Genomic DNA, 12,894 nt, shown 5'->3' on the forward strand with positions numbered 1-12,894 from the left:
GATGTGCCAATCGGATTTAATTGATTTAGCGGCGTCAATCGAAAGACGAGAGATGGGAGGGGTGTACCATGACAGACGACGAACGAATTTTAAGCGACCAAACTATCGACGACGATGAAAAAGCCATCGAGAAATCGATGCGACCACATTTTCTGAAGGAATATATTGGTCAAGATAAGCTTAAGCGGGAATTGGAGATCTATATCAAAGCGGCGAAGCAACGCGAAGAAGCCATGGATCACGTGCTGTTGTTCGGACCACCTGGCTTAGGTAAAACGACGATGGCTTTCGTGATTGCAAATGAATTAGGTGTTCACATGCGAACCACTTCCGGACCCGCTATCGAAAAAGCTGGGGATCTATTGTCGGTTTTGAGCGAATTGCAGGTAGGTGATGTCTTGTTCATTGATGAGATCCACCGTTTACCACGAGCCGTTGAAGAAACGCTCTACTCTGCAATGGAAGATTTCTACGTCGATATTATCGTGGGACAAGGGCCGACCGCGCATCCGGTTCATTATCCATTACCACCATTCACGTTGATCGGTGCAACCACACGTGCAGGCCTATTGTCGGCGCCATTGCGTGATCGATTCGGAATCTTAGCGGCATTGAACTACTATGAGCAGCAGGATTTACAAGAGATCGTCTTGCGTTCGGCTGGGGTACTCAATACCAAAATCACGCCAGAAGCAGCCTTAGAAGTTGCCTTGCGGGCACGCGGAACACCTCGAGTGGCGAATCGCTTGTTGAAACGTGTTCGTGATTTTGCGGAAGTTTCTGACCAAGATGAGATCACGCAAGAACTCGCTAGCGAAGCCCTGACTCAACTCCGAGTTGACCGTTCTGGACTCGATCAAGTCGATCGACGCTTATTGACAATGATGATCAAGCTATACGATGGCGGTCCAGTTGGCCTAAAAACGATTGCAGTTAATATCGGTGAAGACGTTGAGACGGTTGAAACGATGTACGAACCGTTTTTGTTGCAAAAAGGATTCTTGAAACGCACGAGTCGCGGCCGAATGGTGACCAAACAAGCGTATGACCATCTCGGCTTACCCATGCCAGAACAAAAATAAAACATTAAAAGAGGCATACAGAATGTTAACCACAGAAGATTTTGATTATGATCTACCCCAAGAATTAATCGCCCAGACACCCATCGAGAAACGTGATAGCTCACGTTTATTAGTGTTAGATCACCAAACTGGCGAAATGCAGGATAAGCATTTCTACGATATAATTGATGAATTACATGCTGGTGACGCGGTTGTGATGAACAACAGTCGCGTCATGCCTGCACGTCTGTATGGCGTAAAAGCTGATACGGGTGGTCACGAAGAAGTCTTATTGTTACGCAACACAGTTGGCGACGAATGGGAAACTTTGATGAAACCTGCACGCCATGCCCATGTTGGAACCAAGGTTGTTTTTGGTGATGGCGAATTGACTGCGACCGTGACGAGAATCTTGGAGCACGGCGGCCGTATGATTAAATTCGATTATGATGGTATTTTTCTTGAGATCCTCGAACGCTTAGGTGAGACCCCATTGCCTCCATACATCAAGGAAAAATTGGATGACCCTGAACGTTATCAAACCGTTTATTCGAAAGAATTGGGTTCTGCTGCTGCGCCAACTGCTGGTTTGCACTGGACGAAGGAATTACTCGAGAAAGTCGAAGCGAAGGGGGTTAAATTAGTTTATTTGACGCTACATGTTGGCTTGGGAACCTTCCGCCCCGTTTCTGAAGATAATATTGAAGATCACAAGATGCACAGTGAGTTCTATCAATTCAGTCAAGAAGCCGCTGACACATTGAATGGGGTTCATCGTAATGGAGGCCGCATCGTCGCGACTGGGACCACATCAATCCGGACGATGGAAACCGTTGCAACGAAGTTTGACGGTGAACTGCAAGCCGATAGCGGTTGGACGGATATCTTCATCAAACCAGGTTATCAATGGAAAGCGGTCGATGCCTTCATTACCAACTTCCATTTACCAAAATCGACCTTAGTGATGCTGGTTGCTTCGTTTACGGGTCGCGAGACGATTCTCAATGCCTACGAACATGCCATCAAAGAACGTTATCGCTTCTTCAGTTTTGGTGACGCAATGTTTATCAAATAATTTAACTGGGAGCATGTTGGCAGTGAGCCGGCGTGCTTTTTGTCTGCAGTCGTCATTGATTTGAAACAGTGCTCAATCGGAAAGGCTAGGACAGATCAACACGACTTGGAAATCAATTCTCATAAGAACGCCTTAAGATATGATATAATATGATGGATTATGCGATTCATCTCAATTTCAATCGACACTGACACTTTGCGTTGTCGCGACACCTATTTATCCGGCGAGCGCACGGAACGACCAAATAACCTAAAGAAAGAAGATCATGCATGACTAGTCCAATTCAATACCGTTTGATCAAGAAAGAAAAACATACTGGCGCGCGTTTAGGTGAGCTGATTACCCCACACGGTACTTTTCCAACGCCAATGTTTATGCCTGTGGGCACACAAGCTTCTGTTAAATCGCTCGCACCAGAAGAACTCGACGAGATGGGCGCAGGCGTGATTCTAGCCAACACTTATCATCTTTGGCTACGTCCTGGTCAAGAGATCGTTAAGGAAGCTGGTGGCCTGCACAAATTCATGAACTGGCCTAAAGGCATTTTAACGGATTCTGGTGGCTTTCAAGTTTTCTCACTTGCTAAGATTCGTGATATCACTGAGGAGGGGGTGCATTTCCGCAGTCACTTGAGTGGTGAGAAGTTATTCCTGTCGCCTGAGAAAGCAATCGGTATCGAGAATGATCTTGGCCCTGATATCATGATGAGTTTCGACGAATGTCCACCTTATTATGAAAGTCATGACTATGTAAAGAAGTCAATCGAACGTACGACGCGTTGGGCTGAACGTGGCCTAAAAGCGCATCGTAATCCAGATACACAAGGCTTATTTGGTATTGTTCAAGGTGCTGGATTCAAAGATTTGCGGAAGCAGAGCGCCGCTGATTTGGTTTCGATGGATTTCCCTGGGTATTCAATCGGGGGGTTATCCGTTGGCGAATCTAAGCCCGAAATGAATGAAATGCTCGAATTTACGACGCCACTATTACCCGAAAACAAACCACGCTATTTGATGGGAGTTGGTTCCGCCGATTCCTTGATTGACGGAGTAATTCGCGGTGTGGACATGTTTGATTGCGTCTTGCCAACTCGAATTGCTCGTAATGGCACCTGCATGACTTCACATGGCCGTCTCGTCGTCAAGAACGCCATCTATGCGCATGATTTTCGTCCAATCGATGATCAATGCAATTGCTACACTTGCCGTAATTTCTCACGTGCTTATGTTCGTCATTTGATCAAGGCCGACGAAACGTTCGGTTTACGTTTAACATCATATCACAACTTATATTTCTTGTTGAACGTGATGAAACAAGTTCGCCAAGCCATCATGGACGACAATTTATTAGACTTCCGGGAAGCTTTTTTCGAGAGCTATGGCTTCAACAAGGAAAATGCCAAGAATTTCTAAAACCGACTGGAAGTTTTGTCCGGCTTTTGGTAAGGTATAGTTAGTTAAATCTACTTAAAAATGATGAGGTGTAAATTTGAGTAATCTATTATTAGCAGCAGCAGCCGGTGCAGGTGCCGGCGGAAGTTTTTCATTCTTGATCATTATTGTGATCATGTTTGGGGTCATGTACTTCACAATGATCCGCCCAGGTAAGAAACAACAGAACCAACGTCAACAAATGCTGAATGGCATGAAAAAAGGTGATGCTATCGTCACAATCGGTGGATTGCATGGTGTGATCGATACCATCAACGTTGAAGACGGCACAGTTGTCATCGACGCTGACGGCATCCTGTTAACTTTTAACCGCACGGCAATCCGCGACGTGAAACCCGGTGCTTCAGTGACAACCGCAGTACCAGAGGAGACAACAACGACTGTTGAAGAAACAACCGTTGGTGAAGAGCCATCAGTCGATGCTGATGACGATCAGGATTCTGATAAATAATTCAATTGAATCTTTGAAGTTGCACGAGACGAGCTGATTAATTGGCTCGTCTTTTTTTATGGGCATGAGTTGAATTGAAATTACAGTCGTGACGAAAAAAGTTTGCCGTAGGCACCTTGATATGACAACGTTTTCGCAGTACTGATAAATTTCCGTGAATTATTTCACGGAAAAGGGTTTACAAATGAATCAAAATAAGGTAATATAATTATTGTGAAATGGATAACGAAAATGTGAAATTTTGAGGAGGATCCACCATGTTAAAAACGGAACCTAAAACAAACGAAGTTGAAGTTATGATCAATGATTTAGTTGTCAAGGCAAATAAAGCGCTTAATGTTTTAGAGGGATTTAATCAAGAAAAGATTGATCACATTGTGCACCAAATGGCAATTGCGGGTTTAAATGACCATATGAAGCTAGCTAAAATGGCAGTTGAAGAGACTGGCCGTGGGGTTTATGAAGATAAAGCAGTCAAGAATATGTTTGCAACTGAAGAAATCTGGCATGCCATCAAAGACGACAAAACAGTCGGAATTATTGAACGCGATGAAGATCATAAATTAGTTAAAATTGCTGAGCCTCTGGGTGTTTTGGCGGGGGTAACGCCTGTAACTAATCCGACATCGACAACAATGTTCAAGGCATTGATCGCGATTAAGACACGTAATCCAATCATCTTTGCTTTCCACCCAGGTGCACAGAAAAGTTCTGCGGCGGCACTGGACTCATTGAGAGTGGCTGCTGAAGAGGCGGGGTTGCCTGCAGGTGCGTTAAGCTATGTACCAACACCAAGTATTGAAGCCACACAAAAACTGATGAACCATCCGGGTGTTGCATCTGTCTTAGCAACAGGTGGCCCTGGCATGGTGAAGTCGGCTTATTCAACTGGTAAGCCAGCCTTGGGTGTTGGTCCCGGAAACGTCCCTTCATACATCGAGGCATCTGCTAACATCAAGCAAGCCGTCAACGACGTGCTGTTATCGAAGTCATTCGATAACGGAATGGTTTGTGCATCCGAACAAGCAATTATTGTTGATCAGGAGATCTATAAGGAAGTTACCGACGAATTAAAGGCACAACACGCCTACATCGCGACGAAAGAAGAAGTTAAACGCCTTTCAGACGTCGTGATCGATAAGGAGAAACATGCCGTTAATGGCAAAATTGTTGGGCATTCAGCCGTTGAAATTGCTGGTTTAGCAGGCATCAAGGTACCAGAAGACACGGTAGTTTTGATTGCGCCAATTGACGGTGTCGGTGATGAATACCCATTGTCCCGTGAAAAATTATCACCAGTTTTGGCGATGTTAAAAGCAAAGAACCACGAAGATGGCTTTGCACTTTGCCAAGCGATGCTCGAATTAGGCGGTAAGGGTCATTCCGCAGCGATTCATACCACTGACGATGACTTGAGCATTGACTTCGGAATTGCTATGCATGCTTCACGTATCTTGGTGAACCAGCCATCAACCGTTGGTGGTATCGGCGACCTTTACAATAACATGTTGCCATCATTGACCTTGGGTTGCGGCTCTTACGGCCATAACTCGATTTCACATAACGTCGGTACTTTTGATTTATTAAATATCAAGACAGTCGCAATGCGCCGCAACAATATGCAGTGGGTAAAGTTGCCTTCAAAAATATATTTTGAAAAAAACTCAGTCAATTATCTTGAGAAGATGTCGGGACTAGAGCGGGTTTTTATCGTAGGTGATCAAGGCATGTCGAAACTAGGCTACGTCAAAAAAGTCGAAGAAACTTTGAATCGCCGTGAGACGCCAGTTGTCTACCAAACCTTCGTCGATGTTGAGTCTGATCCTTCGTCCAACACTGTTTATAAAGGCGCAGAAATGATGCGCTCGTTCAAGCCTGATACGATCATCGCAGTCGGTGGTGGTTCTGTCATGGATGCCGCAAAAGGAATGTGGTTATTCTACACCGCACCAGATGCATCATTCTGGGGTGCTAAGCAAAAATTCTTAGATATTCGTAAACGGACATACAAGTTCCCTAACTTAGACAAAGTGAAGTTGGTCTGCATTCCAACAACATCTGGGACTGGTTCCGAAGTAACCCCATTCGCAGTTATTACCGACAGTGATACCGGCATCAAGTATCCTTTGGCAGACTATGCGTTGACACCAAGTGTGGCTATTGTCGACAGCCAATTCATCGAAACCGTGCCAAAGACGGTTGTTGCTGACTCCGGACTCGATGTGTTATGTCACGCAATTGAGAGCTTCGTTTCAACGATGGCGTCACATTATACACGTGGTCTCAGCTTGCAAGCCGCCAAACTTGTTTTTGAAAACTTGAAGAAGAGCTGGGATGGTGATAAAGAGGCACGTGCAAACATGCATGATGCTTCGACGATGGCTGGTATGGCGTTTGCCAATGCTCTGTTGGGAATCAACCATTCAATTGCGCACAAACTCGGAGGTGAATATCATCTTCCTCACGGACGTATGATCACAATTACAATGCCACATGTTATCAAGTACAACTCACTCGTGCCAACGAAACGCCAAGTTTGGGCGAAGTATAACTACTTCCGTGCGGATGAAGATTATGCAGAAATTGCACGCTACATCGGCCTTAAGGGGAACACAACGGCAGAACTCGTCGACGCCTTGATCCAAGCAATTGTCGATTTAGCTGAGAGTGTAGGAATCAAGATGTCCTTGCGTGAACAAGGCATTACTAAGGCTCAAGTCACCGCTGCAGCAGGACGATTGGCTGAGTTAGCTTACGAGGATAACTGTACGATCACGAATCCAAAGGAACCATTGATTGCTGATATGAAACAGATTATTCTTGATGAATATGAAGGGCCAGTTTCAAGTTTCTCAACTAAATAATTGATGCAACATGAAAAGCCAGGTTGATTCCTGGTTTTTTTGTGTCATGTTTTGCGACGACACATGATAGCCATCTCTGAGTCAGGCAACGACTTTCCACGCAGTGGACTGACGGGTTCAGTGAACTGAAACATCAAGGTCGTAAACACGATTCACACGATAAATTTCACTCAATCAAGAGAAAACATTTAAGATTTAGACTAGAGTAGTGTAAACTAAATATGATGGATATTTATGAAGAAAAGGTTCGGTTAACTAATGGCTAAAGAAAATAATGTTTTATTCGTGATATTTGGCGGTTCTGGCGATTTAGCGCACCGCAAGCTTTATCCAGGACTCTTTCAACTATATTTAAAAGGTTCCCTTGATCAGCATTTTGCGGTGATTGGGACAGCGCGGCGCCCTTGGACGCACGATTATTTCCGTCAGGGGATCGTGAGTCAATTATCCAAGGGGACTGACGAACAAAAAGCAGCTTTTGTGAGCCACTTTTATTATCAATCCCACGATGTGAAGGATTCTGAACATTATGTGGCACTCAAAAAAATCATCGATCAACTGGATGAGAAATATCAGCTGAATGGTAATCGTATTTTCTATATGGCGATGGCACCGGATTTATTCGGAACGATTGCTCAACATTTGAAGTCCGAGAACCTATTAAGTGATCGAGGTTACGATCGGTTGATCATTGAGAAACCATTTGGGCATGATTATCCGTCTGCGCATGCGTTAAATCAGGCGATTATTGAGACATTTGATCCTGATCAGGTGTTCCGAATTGACCATTATTTGGGTAAGGAAATGATTCAAAATATTCCTTATCTCCGTTTTGGTAATCCGTTCTTGTCCGCAATCTGGAATAATAAGTTTATTGATAATATTCAAATCACATTAGCCGAATCATTGGGGGTCGAGGAACGTGCAGGCTATTACGAGACTGCCGGTGCCTTACGTGATATGGTTCAGAATCATATCATGCAGATAATTGCGATGCTGACGTTTCCTAAACCGGAACATTACACGGATCGTGAGATCAACCAGTCTAAAGCACAAGTCTTTGCAAGTCTGCCAGTTTATTCGGAGGCTGAGGTCGCTGAAAAGTTTGTTCGTGGGCAATATGGTGCTGGTTCAGATCAGCAACAGTTGGCTTATCGCGATGAGGATAAAACCGATCCGCAATCAAACGTGGAGACATTTGTTGCTGGTGAGATCGATTTAGACTTACCAGATTGGCAAGGTGTGCCATTCTATGTGCGTACCGGGAAACGTTTAGCAACGAAGAATACTCGCATTGATGTGGTCTTCAAGGCAGAAGAACATCCTTTGTTCACCGAACAAACGCCAACTTCACCGGTTTTGACCATTGAAGTTGAGCCTGAATCGGGCGTCTTGTTGCAGATCAATGGTAAGAAAATCGGAACGAGTAATTTCATCGAATCGCATCAATTGAGCGACTTACTCGACGATGACCAACAAGAGCTGGTGCCAGATGCTTATGAACGTCTATTACTCGAGGCAGTTTTGGGTAAGCAGGGCAACTTCGCGCAATGGGAAGGTATGGCTGGTTCATGGCACTTCGTCGATGCAATCCGTGCAGCTTGGGCAAAGGAATTTCAACCTGAGTTTCCAAACTACGAATCCGGTTCGATGGGACCAAAAGCAGCCACTGATTTGTTGGCTAAAACTGGGCGTCATTGGCTTTATCAAGGATAAGAAATTGATGAGACACTGGTAGGCAACATCCAGTGTATTGAATTGGTGCATTGAATAGATTAAGCTATGAATTTCAATCGACAGCTGTCGTTGTGGAATTCATAGCTTTTTTGGAGGAGGGAGGCTGTCGTGGCTGAATGGTTGGAAATTCCGTTACAATATCATACGGATCGCAAAATTGTGCATGTGGACATGGATGCCTTCTATGCCTCAGTCGAAATTCGTGAACATCCCGAACTCAAGTCGCGTGCGGTAGTGATTGCCAATGATCCCCGCGATAATCATGGTCATGGCGTCGTGACCACGGCAAATTACGTCGCGCGCCAGTATGGCGTTCATTCGGCGATGCCTGCAGCTCAAGCGCTCAAATTGATTCCTAAAGAGTTACTTATTTTCGTGCCGCCACATTTTGAGTTGTATCGTGTGGTCTCGGCGCAGATCCACGAGATTTTTCACCAAGTGACTGACGAGATCGAACCAATTTCACTCGATGAGGCGTTTCTCGATGTGACCCACAACAAGCTTCATGAGAAGAACACCATCAAGTTGGCCATGTGGATCCAACATCAAATTTTGAAAAAAACACGGCTCACTTGTTCGATTGGAATCTCTTATAATAAGTTTCTAGCAAAAGTGGCTTCTGATCACAATAAACCAGTGGGACGCACGATTATTCGGCCTGAGCAGGCGCACGATTTTCTGGCCGATTTGCCCATTAGTCAGTTCTTTGGTGTTGGCACGAAGACGCAAGAAAGTTTACACGAGCTCAATGTTTATACCGGCGGCGATCTCTTACGACTTTCACAGATGACGCTGATCAGACATTATAAGAAAATGGGTGTCGTGCTGTATAAACACGCGCGTGGCATCGATGATAGTCCAGTTCAAGGACAACGTGAACGGCGATCAATCGGTAAGGAGCGAACTTACAACCCGTCAATTGAAGCCGACGAACGCGTACAACGCGAACTGAAGCTCATCAGTCAACAGGTTGCTCAAGCACTGGCCAAGAAGCAGCTACATGGTCGAGTGGTGGTGCTAAAGATGCGTAATCAGTTGTTTCAGACAACCACGAAACGTCAATCCTTTGATCAATATTTGTCTGACGAAGCAACAATTTTTCAGGTTGCCTGGCAGCTTTGGCAAACTTATGGTGATCTCAGTCAAGGTATTCGACTACTTGGGATCACAGTGACCGACCTGGTACCGCGATCCTTTGAGAACGTCGACTTACCGCTCTTTGAATGAATGAGTTGACTCGAATCAGCGAGAGAATAACGCTTCCTAAGCAGTTGACGCCAGGATGATTAGAAAATATTTTAATGATAGCGATTTTTTAAACAGTTTGTGATGGTATTTCAGGATCAAAGACTGTATACTTAATGTATAAAATAAATAGCGATTAGATCATTCTTCGGTGATCAGGGAAATAAGACTTGTTACGCGATGCGAGGTTGATTTTGATGATCAACTTAATCGATTAGGACAAGCAAACTGCGGAATCTCCGTCTCTTCGATAGTAGGGACGGATTTTCTTTCGTAAAATGGAGGATAACATGGATATCAAAACAACCATCGTGAACACCCTGCATGCGGCTCTAGCAGATGAATTGGATCACGATCAGATCAATGAATTACTCGAAGTACCAAAATCATCAAAACTAGGCGACTATGCTTTTCCAACTTTCGTGCTAGCTAAGACTCGTCATCAGGCACCACAACAGATTGCACAAGCTCTAGTGGCAGAACTCGATCATGCGCCTTATGAAAAAATCGAGGCAAACGGCGCATACGTCAACTTTTTCTTAGACAAGGGTGAATTTGCCGAGGCGACTTTGGCAGATATCTTTAATGAAGGTGACCACTACGGCGACGCAACTCTTGGTGAGAACGGTAATGTGCCAATTGATATGTCCTCGCCTAACATTGCTAAGCCAATGTCGATGGGTCACTTGCGCTCGACTGTCATTGGGAATGCGTTGGCGAACATCTATGCCAAGATTGGTTATCATCCAATCAAAATCAATTATCTGGGTGACTGGGGCACTCAATTCGGCAAGTTGATCGTTGCTTATCATAAGTGGGGTAGCGAAGCAGAAATCAAAGCCGATCCAATCAGCAACTTGCTGAAGTATTATGTGCGTTTCCATGCAGAAGCCGAGAAGGATCCTGAGTTGGATGATGAAGGACGTGCTTGGTTCAAGAAGCTGGAAGATGGCGATCCAGAAGCGACACATTTATGGGAATGGTTCCGGAGATTATCGCTTGCTGAATTCCAGAAGATCTATGATCGTTTGGGAATTCAATTCGATTCGTTCAATGGAGAAGCTTATTATAACGACAAGATGGATCCAATCGTCGATGATTTGAAAGCCAAGAATTTGCTACAACCAAGTCGCGGGGCACAAATTGTTGATTTGACCGATGAGAATTTGACACCTGCTTTGATCAAACGTTCAGATGGCGCGACCCTTTACATCACCCGTGATTTGGCGGCAGCAACAGATCGTTACCATCAATTCCATTTTGCCAAGTCACTCTACGTCGTTGGTAACGAGCAAACGGAGCACTTCAAACAATTGAAAGCTGTCCTGAAGAAGATGGGCGATGATTGGGCAGATGATATTATTCACGTGCCATTCGGTTTGATCACGAAGGATGGCAAGAAGTTGTCGACACGTAAGGGTAATGTTGTCCTCTTGGAGAAAGTCTTAGATGAAGCCGTCGATCTGGCGAAACAACAGATTGCCGCTAAGAATCCAGACTTGCCGAATGCCGATCAAGTGGCACATCAAGTTGGGGTTGGCGCCGTTATTTTCCACGATCTCAAGAATGATCGTTTGGATAGCTTCGACTTTAGCTTGGCTGAGGTTGTGCGCTTCGAGGGTGAAACTGGGCCATACGTTCAATATTCCAATGCACGTGCACAAAGTATTCTACGTAAAGCTGGGCATCATGCCGATCGTCAGGGTAATTTGACCATTGATGATCCAGCGGCGTGGGATACCATTAAGTTTTTAGCCGAATTTCCTGCGACAGTTTTGCGTGCCGCACGCGAATATGAGCCTTCAGTTATTGCAAAATATGCGTTGCGTCTCTCGAAGACATTCAACAAGTACTATGCAAATTCAAAAATTCTTGTTGCAGACGATCAACTCAATGCCAGATTAGCATTAGTTGAAGCAACGAGCCAAGTCTTACAACAAGCGCTAGCATTATTAGGTGTGCAAGCACCAGAAGAGATGTAGGTGTATCATGATGAATAAAAAAGAACGTCATAGTATCCTAGAAAAGATTGTTCAAGAACATTTGGTGCATACCCAGGAAGAATTGCAAGGGTATCTACATGAATATGGCCTCAAGACGACTCAAGCCACGTTATCCCGCGATCTTCGTGAGTTGAAGATCACCAAGATGCGCGACGAATATGGCAAGTCGCGTTATCTTAAGTTATCGACTGAAACAACGGGGGATGCGCAAGCACGGTTGTTCTCCGCGCTAAAAACAGTCACAAAATCTGTTGATACCGTTGAATTTTTGGTGATCATCCACACGAGCCCAAGTTATGGAAATTTCTTGGCTGCAGCTTTGGATGATTTACGGCATACGCCGCCAACCGATATTCTTGGCACGATTGCCGGGCATGATACGGTGGTTGCAGTCTGCGAGAGTTCGGATCAAGCAACCACTGTCGCCAATTTTTTGAACGAACATTTACGTTTACTTTAGGCTGAGAGGTAATGAAGGTGCGTTGGTTTGGTTTAGGTGCTAAAAAGAATCTCAACGAAATGCCGATCTATGCGCCAGTTGATGGTGATGTGGTTGATTTGATCAAAGTGCCGGACCCAATTTTTTCACAGCGAACATTGGGTGATGGGTTTGCGATGGAACCGACAGATGGCATCATCTACTCACCAGTTTCTGGCGTGGTCACGATGATTGCCAGCACTCAGCACGCAATGGGTATTCGCATGGACAATGGCTTAGACGTGATGATTCATTTCGGCATCAATACGTATACGCTAAATGGTGAGCCATTTCATATTCGAGTCCAGCATGGTCAGACGATTAAAGCTGGTCGGCGGATCGCGACGGTGAGTATGAGTCGTATTCGCGCTGCAGATTTAAACGAAATGATCGTGGTCACTTTTTCAAATTCGGCAGAACGCGCTGCACATTTCGATATCCAGTATGGTCCCTTTTTGGGCGGACACCGAATTGGCCGCGTACACGCAGAATAAGATAATTGGTGAGAATGAAGTGCCGTCACTATCAG

The 12,894-nt window shown here is 44.9% G+C and carries 10 protein-coding genes; all 10 read left to right on the forward strand.

Annotation, left to right across the window (positions count from 1 at the left end; translation table 11 throughout):
• Positions 1 to 68: 68 nt before the first annotated feature.
• The 10 genes from ruvB to FC15_RS01295 all read left to right on the forward strand — a co-directional run bounded on the left by ruvB (position 69) and on the right by FC15_RS01295 (position 12,859).
• Positions 69 to 1,082 (forward strand): Holliday junction branch migration DNA helicase RuvB, encoded by a 1,014-nt coding sequence (ruvB, locus tag FC15_RS01250; RefSeq protein WP_057823135.1) that lies wholly within the window; start codon positions 69 to 71, stop codon positions 1,080 to 1,082.
• 22 nt (positions 1,083 to 1,104) lie between these two features.
• A complete protein-coding gene (queA, locus tag FC15_RS01255) occupies positions 1,105 to 2,136 on the forward strand; it encodes a tRNA preQ1(34) S-adenosylmethionine ribosyltransferase-isomerase QueA (protein ID WP_057823137.1) in 1,032 nt (343 codons plus the stop codon).
• A gap of 269 nt (positions 2,137 to 2,405) precedes the next feature.
• On the forward strand, positions 2,406 to 3,548 hold the full coding sequence (tgt, locus tag FC15_RS01260; protein WP_057823139.1) for a tRNA guanosine(34) transglycosylase Tgt: 1,143 nt from the start codon (positions 2,406 to 2,408) through the stop codon (positions 3,546 to 3,548).
• 76 nt (positions 3,549 to 3,624) lie between these two features.
• Positions 3,625 to 4,038 (forward strand): preprotein translocase subunit YajC, encoded by a 414-nt coding sequence (yajC, locus tag FC15_RS01265; protein ID WP_083479028.1) that lies wholly within the window; start codon positions 3,625 to 3,627, stop codon positions 4,036 to 4,038.
• Positions 4,039 to 4,295: 257 nt separating this feature from the next.
• The gene (gene adhE / locus FC15_RS01270; RefSeq protein ID WP_057823141.1) at positions 4,296 to 6,902 is read left to right on the forward strand and encodes a bifunctional acetaldehyde-CoA/alcohol dehydrogenase; all 2,607 of its coding nucleotides are present in this window, start codon (positions 4,296 to 4,298) and stop codon (positions 6,900 to 6,902) included.
• Positions 6,903 to 7,160: 258 nt separating this feature from the next.
• Entirely contained in the window at positions 7,161 to 8,618 is a 1,458-nt protein-coding gene (gene zwf / locus FC15_RS01275; RefSeq protein ID WP_057823143.1) for a glucose-6-phosphate dehydrogenase, read from the forward strand.
• A 129-nt stretch (positions 8,619 to 8,747) separates the two neighbouring features.
• Positions 8,748 to 9,866, forward strand: a complete 1,119-nt coding sequence (gene dinB, locus FC15_RS01280) for a DNA polymerase IV (RefSeq protein WP_057823145.1) — start codon at positions 8,748 to 8,750, stop codon at positions 9,864 to 9,866.
• A 308-nt stretch (positions 9,867 to 10,174) separates the two neighbouring features.
• Positions 10,175 to 11,866, forward strand: coding sequence for an arginine--tRNA ligase (gene argS / locus FC15_RS01285; protein WP_057823147.1), 1,692 nt, complete (start codon positions 10,175 to 10,177; stop codon positions 11,864 to 11,866).
• 10 nt (positions 11,867 to 11,876) lie between these two features.
• Entirely contained in the window at positions 11,877 to 12,347 is a 471-nt protein-coding gene (locus tag FC15_RS01290) for an arginine repressor (protein ID WP_057823149.1), read from the forward strand.
• 17 nt (positions 12,348 to 12,364) lie between these two features.
• Positions 12,365 to 12,859, forward strand: coding sequence for a PTS sugar transporter subunit IIA (locus FC15_RS01295; RefSeq protein WP_057823151.1), 495 nt, complete (start codon positions 12,365 to 12,367; stop codon positions 12,857 to 12,859).
• Positions 12,860 to 12,894 lie beyond the last annotated feature (35 nt).

This window comes from Lapidilactobacillus concavus DSM 17758 (assembly GCF_001435835.1).
In the GTDB taxonomy this organism is placed as follows: Bacteria; Bacillota; Bacilli; order Lactobacillales; family Lactobacillaceae; genus Lapidilactobacillus; species Lapidilactobacillus concavus.